Source organism: Salipiger sp. (assembly GCF_059781815.1).
The window spans coordinates 1-16,487 of the sequence record NZ_JBYNAH010000107.1; the positions used below are offsets into that span (position 1 = coordinate 1).

General features: G+C 67.9%; 15 protein-coding genes. 8 read left to right on the plus strand and 7 right to left on the minus strand.

Annotation, left to right across the window (positions count from 1 at the left end; all coding sequences use genetic code 11):
- On the plus strand, positions 1-1,521 hold a 1,521-nt coding region (locus AC6RA4_RS13625; protein ID WP_500161151.1), incomplete at its 5' end, for a KpsE/RkpR family capsule polysaccharide export protein.
- Positions 1,522-1,709: 188 nt separating this feature from the next.
- On the opposite strand, the gene AC6RA4_RS13630 is transcribed toward AC6RA4_RS13625, so the two are convergent.
- The 6 genes from AC6RA4_RS13630 to AC6RA4_RS13655 all read right to left on the minus strand — a co-directional run bounded on the left by AC6RA4_RS13630 (position 1,710) and on the right by AC6RA4_RS13655 (position 9,202).
- Positions 1,710-2,282: an NADPH-dependent FMN reductase gene (locus AC6RA4_RS13630; RefSeq protein WP_500161153.1), complete on the minus strand. Its 573-nt coding sequence runs from the start codon at positions 2,280-2,282 to the stop codon at positions 1,710-1,712.
- 191 nt (positions 2,283-2,473) lie between these two features.
- Positions 2,474-3,400 carry an electron transfer flavoprotein subunit alpha/FixB family protein gene (locus tag AC6RA4_RS13635; protein ID WP_500161154.1) on the minus strand — a complete coding sequence of 309 codons (927 nt, stop codon included), beginning with the start codon at positions 3,398-3,400 and terminating at the stop codon, positions 2,474-2,476.
- Complete coding sequence (locus AC6RA4_RS13640; RefSeq protein WP_500161156.1) at positions 3,400-4,158, minus strand: electron transfer flavoprotein subunit beta/FixA family protein; 759 nt, start codon at positions 4,156-4,158, stop codon at positions 3,400-3,402. The genes AC6RA4_RS13635 and AC6RA4_RS13640 overlap by 1 nt, the downstream gene beginning before the upstream one ends.
- Before the next feature lie 173 nt (positions 4,159-4,331).
- Positions 4,332-5,480, minus strand: a complete 1,149-nt coding sequence (locus AC6RA4_RS13645) for a M48 family metallopeptidase (protein WP_500161158.1) — start codon at positions 5,478-5,480, stop codon at positions 4,332-4,334.
- Between the two features lie 5 nt (positions 5,481-5,485).
- A complete protein-coding gene (locus AC6RA4_RS13650; protein ID WP_500161160.1) occupies positions 5,486-6,691 on the minus strand; it encodes a DUF898 family protein in 1,206 nt (401 codons plus the stop codon).
- Positions 6,692-6,778: 87 nt separating this feature from the next.
- The gene (locus AC6RA4_RS13655) at positions 6,779-9,202 is read right to left on the minus strand and encodes a DNA topoisomerase IV subunit A (protein WP_500161162.1); all 2,424 of its coding nucleotides are present in this window, start codon (positions 9,200-9,202) and stop codon (positions 6,779-6,781) included.
- Positions 9,203-9,385: 183 nt separating this feature from the next.
- Between AC6RA4_RS13655 and AC6RA4_RS13660 the strand changes: the two genes are divergently transcribed.
- Genes AC6RA4_RS13660 through AC6RA4_RS13675 form a run of 4 tightly spaced genes read left to right on the plus strand, consistent with a single transcriptional unit; the run spans position 9,386 to position 11,732 of the window.
- Entirely contained in the window at positions 9,386-10,000 is a 615-nt protein-coding gene (locus AC6RA4_RS13660; RefSeq protein WP_500161163.1) for an SH3 domain-containing protein, read from the plus strand.
- Positions 10,001-10,059: 59 nt separating this feature from the next.
- A complete protein-coding gene (locus AC6RA4_RS13665) occupies positions 10,060-10,893 on the plus strand; it encodes an SDR family NAD(P)-dependent oxidoreductase (protein WP_500161165.1) in 834 nt (277 codons plus the stop codon).
- 60 nt (positions 10,894-10,953) lie between these two features.
- Positions 10,954-11,157, plus strand: a complete 204-nt coding sequence (locus AC6RA4_RS13670; protein ID WP_222602206.1) for a twin transmembrane helix small protein — start codon at positions 10,954-10,956, stop codon at positions 11,155-11,157.
- 2 nt (positions 11,158-11,159) lie between these two features.
- Positions 11,160-11,732, plus strand: coding sequence for a cob(I)yrinic acid a,c-diamide adenosyltransferase (locus tag AC6RA4_RS13675; protein ID WP_500161167.1), 573 nt, complete (start codon positions 11,160-11,162; stop codon positions 11,730-11,732).
- Between the two features lie 147 nt (positions 11,733-11,879).
- Here AC6RA4_RS13675 and AC6RA4_RS13680 read toward each other — a convergent pair whose 3' ends face one another.
- Complete coding sequence (locus tag AC6RA4_RS13680; protein ID WP_500161169.1) at positions 11,880-12,830, minus strand: DUF2125 domain-containing protein; 951 nt, start codon at positions 12,828-12,830, stop codon at positions 11,880-11,882.
- Positions 12,831-12,898: 68 nt separating this feature from the next.
- On the opposite strand from AC6RA4_RS13680, the gene AC6RA4_RS13685 reads away from it, so the two are divergent.
- The 3 genes from AC6RA4_RS13685 to AC6RA4_RS13695 all read left to right on the plus strand — a co-directional run.
- Entirely contained in the window at positions 12,899-13,441 is a 543-nt protein-coding gene (locus AC6RA4_RS13685) for a gamma-glutamylcyclotransferase (RefSeq protein WP_500161171.1), read from the plus strand.
- A gap of 54 nt (positions 13,442-13,495) precedes the next feature.
- Complete coding sequence (locus AC6RA4_RS13690; protein WP_500161173.1) at positions 13,496-14,728, plus strand: biopolymer transporter ExbB; 1,233 nt, start codon at positions 13,496-13,498, stop codon at positions 14,726-14,728.
- A gap of 3 nt (positions 14,729-14,731) precedes the next feature.
- Positions 14,732-16,487: peptidoglycan -binding protein (locus AC6RA4_RS13695; RefSeq protein WP_500161174.1), on the plus strand; the 1,756-nt coding region annotated here is incomplete at its 3' end.

Sequence of the window (16,487 nt, forward strand, 5' to 3'; positions counted from 1 at the left end):
GGCGAGGTCAGCTCGGCGGCGCAGGTTGCCGGCGAGGTCGACATGGATGCGATCCGTCGCGAGGGGCTGACCGGCCGCCAGCTGCGCATGGCCCGGCGGGTGGCGCAGAAGCACGGGCTCGCCCCGACCTCGGATTTCGACGCGGTGCGCCTGCTGCGCGCTCGCGGCATCGACCCGTTCCAGCGCGCCAACATGCTCGAGCTGGTGGTGCCGGAGGCCGGCGGCGCCGGTGGCGCGGCGGGCGTGCCCCCCACCGGTGCCGCCCCCGCACAGGGCGCCGCACCGCGCCCGGAGGCCAGGGTGCAGCTGCCTCAGACCGTGCCCGCCGGCGGCAAGATCCAGCTGCCCTCGACCGAGACCGCGAGCCCGGCGGAGCGCCGCGCCGCCGAGATCATGAAGATCCAGAAGGAGCTCGCCGCGCGCCGGCGCAAGCGGCTGATGCTGCTGCTCACGCGCCTGGCCTTCTTCGTGATGCTGCCGACGCTGATCGCGGGCTATTACTTCTATGTCGTGGCCACGCCGATGTACGCGACCAAGTCCGAATTCCTCATCCTCAAGGCCGAGAACTCCGCCTCCTCGATGGGCAGTCTGTTCTCGGGCACCCAGTTCGCCACCAATCAGGACGCCATCGCGGTGCAAAGCTACCTGCTCTCGAAGGACGCGATGCTGCGGCTCGACGCGGACGAGGGCTTCAAGGCGCATTACGAGCAGGACTGGATCGACCCGATCCAGCGGCTCGATCCCGGTGCCTCGAACGAGGATGCCTACAAGCTCTACAAGCGCAATATCGAGATCGGCTACGACCCGACCGAAGGGGTGATCAAGATGGAGATCATGGCGGCCGATCCGGAGACCGCCGCCGAGTTCAGCCGGGCGCTGATCGGCTATGCCGAGGAACGGGTCGACAACCTGTCGCTGCGCAAGCGGTCGAACGCGGTGACCGATGCCGAGGAGGGGCTCGCAGAGGCCGAGGAGGCCCGTGCCGCAGCTCAAGAAAAGCTGGTGCGGATGCAGCAGGAGGGGGCGGTGATCGACCCCGAGGGCCGCATCGCCGCGCTGCGCAGCCAGATCAACAACATCGAGATCCAGCTGCAGGAAAAGACGCTCGCGCTGCAGGCGCAGCTTGACAACTCCCGTCCCAACTCGGCCCGCGTGCAAGGTGCCGAGGGCGAGGTGCGCCGGCTCGAGAACATGCTGGCCGAGCTCAACACCCAGATGACCACAGCGACAACGGGCGAGAACTCGCTGGCCGAGATCGCGGTGCAGGTGCAGCTCGCCGAGGCCGATCTCGCGACCCGCGACCTGATGCTGCAATCGGCGCTGGAGCGGCTCGAGCAGGCCCGCCGCGACGCCGACAGCCAGGCGCGCTACCTGACCACCTCGGTGGTGCCGGTGGCGTCCGAGGATCCGAGCTATCCGCGCAAGTTCGAGAACACCATCCTCGCCTTCCTGATCTTCTCGGGCATCTACCTGATGATCTCGCTGACGGCCTCGATCCTGCGCGAGCAGGTGTCGAGCTGAGAGGGCAGGGACGGACCTGGACAAAAGGGCCGCCGGAGCGATCCGGCGGCCCTTTTTGTGTGTCCCGCGGCCGCGCTTGACCCCGCCCAGGATGCGCGAACGACATGCGTGATCAGCGCCGGTCAGGAGCGCATGAAAAAGGGCCGCCGGATGTCTCCGACGGCCCTCTTTGGTGAGTGAGCTCTGTCTCAGGCCGCGGCGCGGGTCGGCTTCAGCGCCTCGCCCCATGCGGTGATCTCGGCGAACATCGCGGCAGCGGCCTCGTTCACCGGCTCCGGCGCGCGCAGCACGCCATCTTCGCCCAGCATGTCGTAGACGAAGGGCAGGCCGACCGAGGCCGCCAGCGGCATCACGTTGACGTTGGTCAGCAGGCCGCGCAGCTCCTGCATCGAGCGCATGCCGCCGGTGGCGAAGCCGTAGCTCACCACGGCTGCGGGCTTGCGGTTCCATTCCAGCGCCAGCGCCTGGATGGCGTTGACGAGGGCGGCCGGCGGAAAGCCGTCATATTCCGGGGTCACGAAGATGTAGGCGTCGCCCTCGTCAATGGTGGCGGCCCACTTCTTGGTGTGCTCGTGCTGGTAGTCCTGCGCGCGCGGGTGGTTCGGCTCGTCGAGCAGCGGCAGGTTGACCTCGGCGAGGTCGACGAGCTCCACGTCGAAGCTGTTCTGCTCGCGGGCGAGCTTGTCGACCCAGGCTGCGACCTGCGGTCCGATGCGGCCGGGGCGGGTGCTGCCGACGATGATCTTCAGTTTGAGTGCCATGAGAAATGTCCTTCCATGTCTCGGGATGTGCGTCTCTTGCTCTCAAAGGTAATGACGTGCTGCGCCGCGGCAATGGACCGGGCTGCACAGCTGACCTGCATCTCCGCACGAGCTCGGGGAGCGCAGGACGGGGGCGCAACGAAAAAGGCCCGCCGGTTCCGGCGAGCCTTTCGCGCGTTCTGAAGCGGGGCTCAGACCTTTTCGGTCAGGGCCGGGACTGCTTCGAAGAGGTCGGCGACGAGGCCGAAATCGGCGACCTGGAAGATCGGTGCCTCTTCGTCCTTGTTGATCGCGACGATGATCTTGCTGTCCTTCATGCCGGCGAGGTGCTGGATCGCACCCGAGATGCCGCAGGCAACATAGAGATCCGGTGCCACGACCTTGCCGGTCTGGCCGACCTGCCAGTCGTTCGGCGCAAAGCCCGAGTCGACCGCGGCGCGCGAGGCACCCACGGCGGCGCCGAGCTTGTCGGCGAGCTTCTCGATGATCGCGAAGTCCTCTTCCGAACCCACGCCACGGCCGCCGGAGACGACGATCTTGGCCGAGGTCAGCTCGGGACGATCGCTCTCGGCAACCTTGTCCTCGACCCACTCCGACAGCGCCGGATCCTCGGCTGCCGCGATGTCTTCGACAGCGGCGGAGCCACCGGTGGCGGCGGCGTCGAAGGTCGAGGTGCGGAAGGTGATGACCTTGGTGGCGTCCTTCGACTTCACGGTCTGCATGGCGTTGCCGGCATAGACCGGGCGCTCGAACGTGTCGGCGTCGACCACGGCGGTGACATCGGTCAGCACCATCACGTCGAGCAGGGCCGCCACGCGGGGCAGGATGTTCTTCGCGTCGGTGGTGGCCGGGGCCACGATGTGGCTGTAATCGCCGGCGAGCGACACGATCAGCGCCGCGGTCGGCTCGGCCAGGCGGTGGCCATAGAGCGCATCCTCGGCGACCAGCACCTTGGCGACACCGGCGATGGTCGCGGCCTCTGCTGCGGCGGCCTTGGCGGCGGCGCCCACGGCCAGCACGGTCACGTCGCCGAGCGGCGCGGCGGCGGAGACGGCCTTGGCGGTGGCGTCCATCGCCAGCGCGCCGTCATTGATTTCTGCGATAAGGAGAACAGCCATCAGATCGCACCCTTTTCCTTGAGTTTCTCGACCAGCTCGTCGACCGAGCCCACCATGATGCCGGCGGCGCGCTCTGCCGGCTCGGCGGTCTTGACGATCTCGAGACGCGGCGAGACGTCGACGCCGTAATCGGCGGGGGTCTTCTCGTCGAGCGGCTTCTTCTTCGCCTTCATGATGTTCGGCAGCGAGGCGTAGCGCGGCTCGTTCAGGCGCAGGTCGGTGGTGACGATGGCGGGCAGCTTGACCTTGATGGTCTGCAGGCCGCCGTCGACCTCGCGCGCCACGGTGGCGGCGTCGCCGTCAACCTCGAGCGAGTTGGCGTTGGTCGCCTGGGCGTAGCCAGTCAGCGCGGCCAGCATCTGGCCGGTGGCGTTGAGGTCGTTGTCGATGGCCTGCTTGCCGCAGATCACCAGGCCCGGCTCTTCTTCCTTGACGATGGCGGCGAGCAGCTTGGCGACGGCCAGCGGCTCGATGTCGTTGTGCACGTCATCGGCGGCGGTCACCAGGATGGCGCGGTCGGCGCCCATGGCGAGACCGGTGCGCAGGGTTTCCTGCGCCTGCTTGACGCCGATGGAGACGACGACCACTTCCTCGGCCTTGCCGGCTTCCTTGAGGCGGATCGCCTCTTCGACGGCAATCTCGTCGAACGGGTTCATCGACATCTTCACGTTGGCCAGATCGACGCCGCTTCCGTCCGCTTTCACGCGAACCTTCACGTTGTAGTCGATCACGCGCTTCACAGGCACAAGCACCTTCATCGGCGGTATCTCCCTTGAGTGCGTCGCGTCGGGCGCGACTTGGAAAACTGTCTCACCGGGGGTGATAGCGAAGAGGACGCGAGGGAAACAGGCCTAAAACGACATGTTGGCCCTAACAGACGCCGCGTTTTTCCCGGAAATCGGGCTCAAACGCGCTTGAAAACCGCCGCGCCTCAGCCGGCGTCCCGTGTATTGGCCCGAATGTCGCAAATCTTCTGTAGCGCTTGCCACTGCCCGGAGCTGAGCGAGGCGCGGTGGGGCGAGTCGCTCGACGCGACGGCGCCTGCGGCTGCGATGCGGTCGGTGAGCCGGGGGTGCGAGGCGAAATGCGCCATCGGGCCATCGACATCGCCATATTCCTCGCGAAAGGTTTCGAACATGTCGCCAAGCGCCGATGGCGGCAGATCTGCCCTGCGCAGCATGTCAAAGGCATAGGCATCTGCCTTGGCCTCGGCCTCCTGGCTGTAGCTTGCGCTGATCATGCGTTCGGCCAGCAGAACCATCGCCGCGCCGCCGGTGAAATCGCCGAAGAGGAGTCCCAAAAGTCCGACCGAGCCTGCGGTGCGCAGGGCGTTGCGTGTCGGGTCGCGATGGACCACGTGGCCGATCTCGTGCGCCAGCACGGCGGCCACCATGTCGGGGTCGTCCGCGCCCTCGAGCAGGCCGCGCATCACCACGATCTGGCCGCCGGGGACCGCGAAGGCGTTCATCATCTTGTGGTCGATCACGCTGACCTCGAGCGGATATCCGATCTCCTGCCCTTCGGTCAGCCGTGCCACCATGTTCTCTAGCGCGGCGACGCCCTCGGGGGCGGAACAGTCGAGCGCGCCGGCCTCGGTGGCGCCGAAAACGCGCTCGATCTGGGCCTTCACGCCACGGCCGAAGGCGATCTCCTTCTCGACCGGAATCAGCCGCGATAGCGTGCCGGCAAGCGCCGGCAGGATCACGAAGATCATCAGCAAGACGGCGGCCAGCGCCCCGCCGGCACGCAGCCCGATGCGCCGCCATGTGCCCTCGCGCAGGTCGCGCCGGGCGAGGCGGGGCCGGGTCCGGCGCAGCCAGGCGACCATCTCGGGGTCTTCGACCACCAGCCGGGCGGCGTCGCGCAGCGATTCGTCCTCGGTCTCGAGATGGCGGGTCAGGATCAGCTGGTCGTCATCGGCATGGTCGTGCAGCGTCCGCAGGTCCTGCAGCGGCCAGACCAGCGGCGCCGCCAGCCCCGCGCCGGTGATGACCAGCGCCTGCTGCTCGCGCGAGAGCGCCACCTCGACCGGGTGCCGGGCCGCCGAGTGGCCGTCATAGAGATGCGCCGCGCCCTGCATCGCGCTCAGATCGCCCCGCCGATGTCGAGCGCATCGGCAAAGCCCTCCGCATCGGCACCGGTATCGGCGGCGCGCTGGCGGATCTCGGCCAGCGCCGGCAGGTTGATGACGGTGAGCGTGGTCACGTAGTGCTTGAGGATCGGCTGGGTGATCAGCGCCAGCGCGCCGGCGCGGGCGGCGATCAGGGTCAGCAGGTAGCCGGCGGCGGTGATCAGCACGGGCGGGATCATGCCGGGGTGAAAGCCGGGCTCGAGGCTCTCGAAGTCGAGCCCCGAGAGCGCGAAGGCGGCGATGCCGCCGAAGATCCCGGTGGCGACCGAAAGCCCGAGGCCCAGCAGCAGCGCACCGACGACGTAGGTGCCGATCACCGTCTGGGTGCGGGGGTGGGCGTGGAAGGCGACATTGCCGCCCAGCATTTTGTTGCGCGACAGGTAGGCGAAGCTCTGCACCCGGTAGGAGATAACCCCGATCACCAGCCAGACCGCGCCCACCGGCAGCAAGATCACCGACAGGAAAACCTTGCCGAGCGCGATGCTCAGCCCGCCGCAGGCCAGCAGCGCCAGCGCCACGAAGATCTGCCGCATGCAGCCGTAAAGCTCGGTCCACTTGCCGTGCTGCTCGAAACGCGCGGTGCCGAACCAGCTGCGGTCGGCCATGTATTTCTCGAGCCGGAAGGTCATCAGCGGGGTCAGCAGCCCCAGCGAGAGCAGGGTCAGCGCCCAGTATCCCAGCGCCCGGAACGCATAGCCCCAGGCGGCCTTCTCCATGCCGAAACGGATGCCGCGCCAGCGGGTGCGGGCCATCTTGTAGCGCCGGGCACGGTAGATCGCGAAGAAGATGAAGGGCAGCAGCGCCACCGCCGAGAGCGAGAAGCCCGCGCCCTGCGCCAGCGCCTGCTCGGGGCTCTGCGGCTCGGCAAAGATCGTCATGCCGAACCAGAACAGCAGGATCTGGATCAGCCCGAGATAGACCGCGAGGAACACCACCGCGAGCAGGAAGCCGAGGAATTTCTCCAGCCCGGTGCCGGTATACTCAAACCGCGAGCCTTCGAGCCGGGAGGCGGACCAGATGTAGCGGCGGATGCGGGTTTTGCCCCAGAAGCGATAGAAGCCGAGCGTGAGCAGGGTCAGAAACCCGGTGCGCAGCGCCAGCCAGAACAGCGCCTTGCCGTCGCCGGTATATTCGCCGTGGCCGAAATTGCCGTCATCCATGCTGAAATCTTCCTGTCGCGGTCGCGTGCGCGCAGGCTACACGCTCTGCCCCCGCGCGGAAACCGGCGGGGGCAGGGCAAGATAGGATCAGGTGAAGGTGTTGTCGCGGGGGAAGCCGCGCGGCGCCATGCGACCGGTGCCGGCGCGCTTGCCGATCCATTCCTCGAGGGATGCTTCCGTGCGGGTGCGGCCGGCCGGATCCTTCCAGCTGAGCCCGTCGGCCAGCGTGAAGGTGGTGGCATCGGACAGCCCGCCATCCTTGTATTTCTGCAGCCGCACGCCCTTGCCGCGGCCCATCTCGGGCAGCTCGTCGAGCATGAAGACCAGCACCTTGCGGTTCTCGCCGACCACGGCCACCGCATCGCCGGTCACCGGCTTGCAGACCTGGGTCTTCACGCCGTCCTTGACGTTGAGCACCTGCTTGCCGCTGCGGGTCTGCGCCAGCACGTCGTTTTCGGGCACGATGAAGCCATCGCCGGCCGAGGAGGCCACCAGCAGCTTGCGCCCGGGCACGTGCACCAGAAGATCGTGGATCTCGGCCTCGTTGGGCAGATCGACCATCAGCCGCACCGGCTCGCCCATGCCGCGCCCGCCGGGCAGGTTGGCGGCCGACAGCGTGTAGAAGCGCCCGTTCGAGCCGACCACGAGAAGCTTGTCGGTGGTTTCGGCGTGGAAGATGAAGCGCGGCCCGTCGCCATCCTTGAACTTCAGCTCGCGCGTGAGGTCGATATGGCCGGTCATGGCGCGGATCCAGCCCATCTGGCTGCACACCACGGTGATCGGCTCGCGCTCGATCATCGCCTCGAGCGGCACGTCCTCGGCCTCGCCGGCCTCGGCGAAGGAGGTCAGGCGGGCGCCGCGGTCGAGATCCTTGGCGAAGGCCTTCTTTACCTCGCGCAGCTGCTCGGAGACGCGCTTCCACTGCAGATCTTCGCTGGCCAGCAGGTCTTCGAGACCGGCGCGCTCTTCCATCAGCTTGTCGCGCTCGTTGACCAGCTCGAGCTCTTCGAGGCGGCGCAAGCTGCGCAGGCGCATGTTGAGGATGGCCTCGGCCTGCACGTCCGAGAGCCCCTCGGAGCGGCCGCCGAAGCGCTGCGGGATCTGCGCCGGCGTGCCCTCGTCGGCGAGTACGCCGCGGGCCTCGGCCTCCGGGTCGGGGCGCAGCTCGAGCGCCTTGACGTCGATGCCGGCCAGCGGCGAGCGGTAGTCGCTCTCGTCGGTGGCGCGGGCGATGGTGGCTTGGTGCGGCTTCGACCAGTCCTCGTACATCAGCGCCGCCTTGGGGTCGTCGTCGTAGCGGATGATGTCGATCACGCGATCGAGGTTGAGGAAGGCGATGATCAGGCCTTCGAGCACCTCGAGCCGGTTGTCGATCTTGGCCATGCGGTGGCGGGCCCGGCGGCACAGCACCTCGCGGCGGAAATCGAGGAAGGCGCGCAGCACCTCCTTGAGCGAGCAGACCTTGGGCGTCACGCCGTCGATCAGCACGTTCATGTTGAGCGAGAAGCGGGTCTCCAGATCGCTGTTCTTGAACAGCATGTTCATCAGCAGGTCCGGGTCGACATTCTTCGACTTCGGCTCGAGCACCATGCGGATGTCTTCGGCGCTCTCGTCGCGGATATCGGCGAGGATCGGCACCTTCTTGGTCTGGATCAGCTCGGCAAGGCGCTCGACCAGCTTGGATTTCTGCACCTGGTAGGGGATCTCGGTGACCACCGCCTGCCACTGGCCGCGGCCGAGATCCTCGACCTCCCACTTGGCGCGCAGCCGGATCGAGCCACGGCCGGTGCGATAGGCCTGCGCGATGTTGTCGCGCGGCTCGACGATCACCCCGCCGGTGGGGAAATCGGGGCCGGGCACGTATTGCAGCAGCGTGTCATCGCCGGCGCCGGGCGCCTTGATGAGATGCAGGCAGGCATCGATCAGCTCGCCGATATTGTGCGGCGGGATGTTGGTCGCCATGCCGACCGCGATGCCGCTGGCGCCGTTGGCCAGAAGGTTGGGGTAGGAGGCCGGCAGCACCGACGGCTCCTCGAGGCGGCCATCGTAGTTGGGGCGGAAATCGACCGAGTTCTCGTCGAGCCCGTCGAGCAGCGCCTCGGCCATGATCGTCATGCGCGCCTCGGTGTAGCGCGAGGCCGCCGGGTTGTCGCCGTCGATGTTGCCGAAATTGCCCTGACCGTCGACCAGCGGGTAGCGGATCGTGAAGTCCTGCGCGAGTCGCGCCATCGCATCATAGATCGCCGCGTCGCCGTGGGGGTGGAAGTCCCCCATGGTGTCGCCGGAAATTTTTGCGGACTTCAGGAAGCCTCCGTTGGAACTCAAACGGAGTCTGCGCATTGCATAAAGGATACGACGATGAACGGGCTTGAGCCCGTCCCGGGCATCCGGAAGCGCCCGGTTCATGATCGTCGACAGCGCATAGGTCAGGTAGCGGTCGCCGATGGCGCGGCGCAGAGGCTCGGCCACGTCACGGGGGTTCATATTGGGGTCATCGACGATGTCATTCATAGATGCTGAGATACCTGCAGGGCGCGGAGCGGTAAAGCGATGCGCGGCCTCCGGGCAAAAATTTTCCGCTTTCAACGAGCGCGCCGGTCGGGAATCGGCTATGATGAGGGCAACGGCACGCGCTGCGCGCGCCTCATTTAATGACGCTTTTTATTACCACTTTTGGAAGGAGGGCCGTTCGGTATGACGCGGTTCGTTTTGATTATCATGACCTTCGGGGTCCTTACGCTGGCATGGTACGAAATGTCCGGCGGCGCAGAGTTCGAGCCCGGCACCCAGACCGTCAGTCTCCCTTCCATCGCCTTCGCCTCCGCCGAGTCGGACGCGGCTGTCACCCCGGAGGTGACACGCGCCGCAACCGCTGATCTCACCTCGGTTGCGTCGCTCAAGGCCGAGCCTGCCAAGGCCGGGATCATCGCGCCGAAGCTCGACGTGACGCTCGCCTCCGCGGCCTCGATCCCGCAACCCACTGTGGAGCCGGAGAAAGCCGTTGAAATCGCCGCGCTGGACACACGCACCGACGCCACCGTCGAAGGCGCGACCGTCGAGCGCGTGGTCTTCGGCGCCGAGCCCGAGGTCACCGACGAGCCCGCGCTCGACCTGCGCCGCGTCAGCGGCAACGTGGTCAACATGCGCAACGGTCCGGGCACCGGCTTTCACGTGGTCAGCCAGCTGCGCCGCGGCGAAGAGGTCAAGGTCCTCGCCGATCCGGGAGAGGGCTGGGTGAAGCTTCAGGTCCTCGAAAGCAAACGAATCGGCTGGATGTCCGCCCGTTTCCTGCGCGCCGCCGCCAACTGAGCGCCGCTTGATCTGCCGCGCGCCTTGGCTTACCCGGCGCAAAGCAGGAAAGGGCGCGCATGACAGGCAAGACGATCCTCATCACAGGCTGTTCCTCGGGCATCGGCTATGACGCGGCGCACGGGTTGCGCGACCGGGGCTGGCGGGTCTTCGCCTCCTGCCGTCAGGAGAAGGACTGCGCCCGGCTGCGCGAGGAGGGGTTCGAGAGCCCGCAGCTCGATTACACTGACGAGGCCAGCATCCATCGCGCGCTGGGTGAGGTGCTCAAAGCCACCGGCGGCACGCTGGACGCGCTCTACAACAACGGTGCCTTCGGCATTCCCGGCGCCACCGAGGATCTGCCCACCGGCGCGCTGCGCGAGATCTTCGAGGGCAACCTTTTCGGCTGGCACACGCTCACCCGCGCGGTGATCCCGGTGATGCGCAAGCAGGGGCACGGGCGCATCGTCAACTGCTCCTCGGTGCTGGGGCTGGTGCCGATGCCTTGGCGCGGGGCCTATGTCGCGACGAAATACGCGCTCGAGGGGCTGACCGATGTGCTGCGCATCGAGATGCGCGACACGCCGATCGATGTGATCCTGATCGAGCCCGGCCCGATCACCTCGCGCATCCGGGCCAATTCGGTGCCGTATTTCGAGAAATGGATCGACTGGCGCGCCTCGCCGCGGGCCGCGCAATACGAGGCCTCGCTGCTCAAGCGCCTCTACGCCGCGCCCTCGAAGGACCGCTTCGAGCTGCCGGCCTCCGCCGTGACCGCCAAGCTGGTGCATGCGCTCGAGCATCCGAAGCCGCGGCCGCGCTACTACGTGACCTTTCCCACCCATCTCATGGGCCGTCTGCGCCGCCTGCTGCCCACCGGCGCGCTGGATGCGCTGATCGACCGCGCCCGATAACCGGTTCGCTTTTTCCGCCCGAGCGGCTATGTCACGGGCAAAGCCCCGGAGGAGGTGACAATGAAAGACGATCCCCTGTTCATCGTGATGGCCATCGCCATGCTGGCGGTGGTGGGAATCCTGTTGTTCGGCATCGGCTCCTTTGCCCGGGGCGGCGAGTTCAACAAGAAATACGCGAACAAGGCGATGCGCTGGCGCATCATCGCGCAATTCATCGCGGTGGTGCTGATCATCCTGTTCGTCCTGATCCGCGGAGGAAGCTGAGCATGGTTGTTCTGAGCAAGATCTACACCCGCACGGGCGACAAGGGAGAGACCGCCCTGGTCGATGGCTCCCGCGTGCCGAAATACAATCCCCGCGTCGAGGCCTACGGCACCGTCGACGAGCTGAACTCGGTTCTGGGTGTGACCCGGCTGCACGCCGATGCCGATCTCGACGCGGCGCTGTCACGGATCCAGAACGACCTCTTCGATCTTGGCGCAGATCTCGGGCGTCCGGACATGGCCAAGGATGCCGAGGCCGGCTACCCGGTGCTGCGCATGGTGGCGCGGCAGGTCGACCGGCTCGAGGAAGAGATCGACGCGATGAATGCCCGGCTCGAACCGCTGCGCAGCTTTGTCTTGCCCGGCGGTTCGGCGGTTTCGGCGCATCTGCACCAATGCCGCACCGTGGCCCGCCGCGCCGAGCGCCGCGCGGTCGAGCTTGCCTCGCTCGAGGAGGTCAACGAACACGCGGTGAAATACCTCAACCGCCTCAGCGACTGGTTCTTCGTCGCCTCGCGCATCGCCAATGACGATGGCAAGTCTGATGTGTTGTGGGTTCCGGGCGCGAACCGTTGACCTCTGCGGGAGCGTCCAGCGCTTCGGTCATCGCCTGAGCCGGTCCAGTTGGGTTCGCCCGTGGCATAGAGAAATTTTCGCAGAAAATCTCTCCGCGCGTAGGGTGGGGCAAAGAAAATTCGTACGAATTTTCTTGGGCGCAAACGATCAGCGCAGTTGCGGGGCGGGACCGATGGGCAGGATGCCGAGCCAGGCCCTGCGGTCGCGGAACTCGAAGGTGACGTCTATGGTGTCGCGCCGCCCCGAGAGCCCCGCAAGCAGCTGCGCACCGCCCTCGACCAGCGCCAGCAGCTCTTCCGGGACACGGCCCGCGCGGCGCTCGGCCTCGATGGCATCGGCCACGTTTTCCACCCGCAGCGACAGCTCGCCCTCCGGATAGCCGTCCTCGTCGATGTCCATGTTGCCGGTGGCGGCCAAGCGCAGCGCATCCTTGCCGATCTCGGCCCGGGCGATCTCGATACGGATCGGGCGCGGCTCGCCCGCGGCACCGAGCGAGAGCGGCTCGGCCAGCGTCACATGCGCGTCGAGCTCCAGCCCGTCCTCGCTGCCGCCGGGCAGCGCCGCACCGCCGGTGGCGATGCCCTCGGCATTCACCGCGATCCGGTAGCGCCGGTCGCTGTCCTCGGTACGGGCGATCGCGGCGGTCAGGTCGCGCAGCGCGAGAGGCGCCTCGCCGGAGATGTTCAGCAATTCCGCCTCGGCATTGGCGCGCAGCAGGGCCTCGCCCTCGCGCACGACACTCGCGCGCAGGCCCTCCGAGCTGATCTCGTGGCGCGCACCGTCGCGGGTCAGGATCTGGGTCTCGGGGAAGGCCACGATCACGTGGTCACGGTTGTAGACCACCTGAAGCACCTGCAGGCGGGGCGCCTCCCAAACCGTCTCGGTCTCGGGATCGGCCAGCACCAGCCCTGTGAAGGTGGTGTCGAGCCGGTTCGGGAAGCCGCGCACCGCGAGATCCTCGTAGGAGGCCTCCCAGCCGTCCTCGCGCCGGTCCTCGAACCACGCCTCGATGGCGCTGCGCTGCATCCAGGCCGACCAGCCCCAGTAGGCCGACCAGGCCAGCGCCGCCGCGATCACCAGTAGCGTCAGACGTTTCACCGCGGCTCCCCCCTTTTCCGGACACGCGCGATGGTGTTTACAGCCCGGCAAAGGAAAGGACCAGAACCATGGCGCTATGGGTCTTCGGCTACGGCTCGCTTCTGTGGAATCCCGGCTTCGAGGTGGCGGAGGCGGCGCAGGCCAGCCTGCCCGACTATCACCGCAGCTTCTGCATGCGCTCGATCCACCATCGCGGCAGCGAGGCCGAGCCCGGCCTTGTTCTGGCGCTCGACGAGCAGCCGGGCGCGCTCTGCGAGGGGCTGGCGCTGCGCGCTGCCGAGGGCACGGAGGAGGCGACCATCGCCTATCTGCGTGAGCGCGAGCTGATCTCCTCGGCCTATCTCGAGAAGATGCTGCACGTGGATCTGCAGGACGGTCGGCGGGTCGAGGCGGTGACCTACGTGATCGACGCGGCCCACGTGCAATATTGCGGTGGCCTGCCGCTCGAGGAGCAGGCGGCGATCATCGCGCGCGCCGTTGGCGGGCGCGGCCCCAACACCGAATATCTCTACAACACCGCCGCCCATCTCGACGAATTGGGCATACCCGATGCCGAGTTGCACTGGTTGCGCGACCGCGTGCGGCAGCTTGTGGATATCGGCTTGGCTTGATGCGGCCCCCGCAATAGGGTCGGGCCAACGCGAACCACTTTCTCAGGGACTTAGATGCACAAGGCCGATTTCCAGGCAGAACCGCATTTCAGCCAGCCGTTCCGCCAGATCGCCATGATGCTGGCGGTGCTGGGCCTTTGCGTGGCCGGCGGCTTCGTGGCGCTGCCGCGGGTGCTGCCGGTGGTCGAGGCCAACCCCTGGCTCAACGGCTTCATCATCTTCGTCTTCCTGCTCGGGGTCGTGGCCTGCTTCCTCCAGGTGGCGCAGCTGATCCAGTCGGTGCGCTGGATCGAGCATTTCGTCACCGATCGCGATGCCGGCAACACGCCGCCGCGCCTGCTGGCGCCGCTTGCGGCCCTGCTGCGCCGCCGCGACCGGCGGATGCAGATCACCACCAGCTCGACCCGCTCGATCCTCGACTCGGTGGCCACCCGGATCGACGAGGCGCGCGAGATCACCCGCTACCTCGTCTCGCTGCTGATCTTCCTCGGCCTCCTGGGCACCTTCTACGGCCTCGCCACCACGGTGCCGGCGCTGGTCGACACCATCCGCAGCCTCGCCCCCAGCGAGGGCGAGACCAACATGGAGGTGTTCACCCGCCTGATGTCGGGGCTGGAGAGCCAGCTTGGCGGCATGGGCGTGGCCTTCGCCTCCTCGCTGCTGGGCCTGGCCGGTTCGCTGATCGTCGGTCTGCTCGAGCTTTTCGCCGGGCACGGCCAGAACCGCTTCTACCGCGAGCTCGAGGAATGGCTCAGCACCATCACCAAGCTCAGCTTCTCGGGCGATGGCGAGCAATCCAGCGACACCGGCATCGTCGAGCAGGTGCTCGACCAGATGACCGACCAGATGGAGCGCCTCACGCTGATGTTCGCGCGCGCTCAGGAGGGCCAGAACGAGGTCGATGCGCGGCTCGGGCAGCTGGCGGATTCCGTCGAGCGCATGACCGAGCGGCTCGAGGCTACGGCGCCCTCGGCCAATTCGCTGGCGCGCATCGCCGAGGGGCAGGAGCGTCTGGCCGAGGTGCTGGCCGAGCGCGAGACCTCCGAGGGGCTCGACGCCGAAAGCCGCATGCGCCTGCGCTCGATCGATGTGCAGATGCTGCGCCTGCTCGAGGAGGTCGCCGCCGGTCGTCAGGAAAGCATGGCCGAGCTGCGCACCGATCTTGCCGCGCTGAACCGAACCCTGACCAAGCTCTCGCACGCCGCCCCCGCGCAACCGCAATCGGTGACCATCCGACCGGCCCGCCCCGGCGGGTCCGGTGGCGCTGGCGGCAAGAGCGGGGCCTGATCCATGTCGCTGTCGCGACGCACCGGGGCGCGCTTCCAGGCCAATATCTGGCCCGGCTTCGTTGACGCGATGACCGGCCTGCTTCTGGTGCTGATGTTCGTGCTGACCATCTTCATGGTGATCCAGTCGGTGCTGCGGGACACCATCACCGGTCAGGAAACCGAGCTCGACCGGCTGTCCTCGGAGATCTCCGAACTGTCGCGCAGCCTCGGCCTGCAGGAGCGCCGGAACACCGCGCTGACCACCCGCATCGGCGAGCTCGAGACCACCATCGACGACGCCGAAACCCGGCTGACCGAACAGCAGAGCATCATCGCCTCGCTCACCGCCACCCGCGACCGGCAGGCCGAGGAGCTTTCCGCTGCCGCGACGCGGCTCTCGGGCTTCGAGGCGCAAGTCGCCGCCTTGCTGGCGGACCGCGACGCCGCCGAGAGCGAGATTGCCGCGCTCACCGCGACACAGGAAGAGCTCGAGGCCGCGCAGGTCGAGTTGACCTCCGAACGCGACGCGCTCGATCTGGCGCTGGCGCAGACGCGCAGCGAGGTCGACGCGCAGGAAGAGGCGGCGCGCCTTGCCGCCGCCCGGCGCGAGGCGCTCGAGGCGCTGGTCGAGGACATGCGCGCGCAAGCGGCGGATCGTGACGCCCAGATCGGCGGGCTGACTTCGCAGGTCGACGAGTTGCAGGCCGAGCTGAGCGAGGAAGAGGCGCAGCGACTGGCCGAGGCCGAGGCGGCCGCGGCCTTGCGCGCGCGGCTCGAGAGTGCCGACAGCGAGCTCACCGCGATGACCATGGCGCTCGAGGCGCAGCGCAAGCGCGCCGAGGAGACGCTGACGCTTCTGGCCGCGGCCCGCGACGCCGAGGAGGATCTCGACGCCCGCCTCGCCGCCGCGCTGTTGCGGCAGGATGAGACCGAGGCGGCGCTGCAGCGCGCCCGCGACGCGGCGGGCAATGCCGAGACCCTGCAGGACGATCTGGCGCAGGCGCAGGCCGCGCGCGCCGCCGCCGAGGCTAGCGCCGAGGACCTGCGCAGCCGTCTGGCCGCGGCGCTTGCGGGGCAGGAGGATGCGGCGATCTCGCAGGAAGAGTTGCGCGACCGGCTGGCTGCGGCGCTGGCCGCCCAGAAGGCCGCGGAGGCCGAGGCCGGCGCGCGGCTGAGCGAGGCCGAGCAACGCGCGGCGCTGCTCTCGGAGGCGCGCAGCGCGCTGTCGCAGACCGAGGAACGTGCCAGCGAGGCGGAGCGTCAGACCGAGCTGCTCAACCAGCAGGTCGCGGCGCTGCGCTCGCAGCTGTCGCAGCTGCAGGGCCTGCTCGACGACGCCAAGGCGCGCGACGCCGACGCGCAGATCCAGCTGCAGAACCTCGGCTCGGAACTCAATGCCGCGCTGGCCCGCGTCGCCGCCGAAGAGCGCCGCCGACGTCAGCTCGAGGAAGAGGAGCGCAAGCGGCTCGAGGCGCAGGCGGAGGACCTGGAGCGCTACCGCTCGGAGTTCTTCGGACGCCTGCGCGAGGTGATCGGCAATCAGGAGGGCATCCGCATCGAGGGCGACCGCTTCGTGTTTTCCTCCGAGGTGCTGTTCGCGCCGGGTGAGGCAAGCCTGTCGCCGCTGGGCGAGGGCGAGATCGCCAATATCGCCGGCATCCTGCAGCGCGTGATGGCTGACATCCCGCAGGGCATCGACTGGATTCTGCGCGTCGATGGCCACACCGACGACACGCCGCTGCGCCCCGGCGCGCGCTTTGCCGACAACTGGGAGCTCA

Bases quoted from the DNA above. Each gene is read 5' to 3' on its own strand.
- AC6RA4_RS13630 (WP_500161153.1), bottom strand. From the start codon at position 2,282: ATGGCACTCAAACTGAAGATCATCGTCGGCAGCACCCGCCCCGGCCGC.
- AC6RA4_RS13635 (WP_500161154.1), bottom strand. From the start codon at position 3,400: ATGGCTGTTCTCCTTATCGCAGAAATCAATGACGGCGCGCTGGCGATG.
- AC6RA4_RS13640 (WP_500161156.1), bottom strand. From the start codon at position 4,158: ATGAAGGTGCTTGTGCCTGTGAAGCGCGTGATCGACTACAACGTGAAG.
- AC6RA4_RS13645 (WP_500161158.1), bottom strand. From the start codon at position 5,480: ATGCAGGGCGCGGCGCATCTCTATGACGGCCACTCGGCGGCCCGGCAC.
- AC6RA4_RS13650 (WP_500161160.1), bottom strand. From the start codon at position 6,691: ATGGATGACGGCAATTTCGGCCACGGCGAATATACCGGCGACGGCAAG.
- AC6RA4_RS13655 (WP_500161162.1), bottom strand. From the start codon at position 9,202: ATGAATGACATCGTCGATGACCCCAATATGAACCCCCGTGACGTGGCC.
- AC6RA4_RS13660 (WP_500161163.1), top strand. From the start codon at position 9,386: ATGACGCGGTTCGTTTTGATTATCATGACCTTCGGGGTCCTTACGCTG.
- AC6RA4_RS13665 (WP_500161165.1), top strand. From the start codon at position 10,060: ATGACAGGCAAGACGATCCTCATCACAGGCTGTTCCTCGGGCATCGGC.
- AC6RA4_RS13670 (WP_222602206.1), top strand. From the start codon at position 10,954: ATGAAAGACGATCCCCTGTTCATCGTGATGGCCATCGCCATGCTGGCG.
- AC6RA4_RS13675 (WP_500161167.1), top strand. From the start codon at position 11,160: ATGGTTGTTCTGAGCAAGATCTACACCCGCACGGGCGACAAGGGAGAG.
- AC6RA4_RS13685 (WP_500161171.1), top strand. From the start codon at position 12,899: ATGGCGCTATGGGTCTTCGGCTACGGCTCGCTTCTGTGGAATCCCGGC.
- AC6RA4_RS13690 (WP_500161173.1), top strand. From the start codon at position 13,496: ATGCACAAGGCCGATTTCCAGGCAGAACCGCATTTCAGCCAGCCGTTC.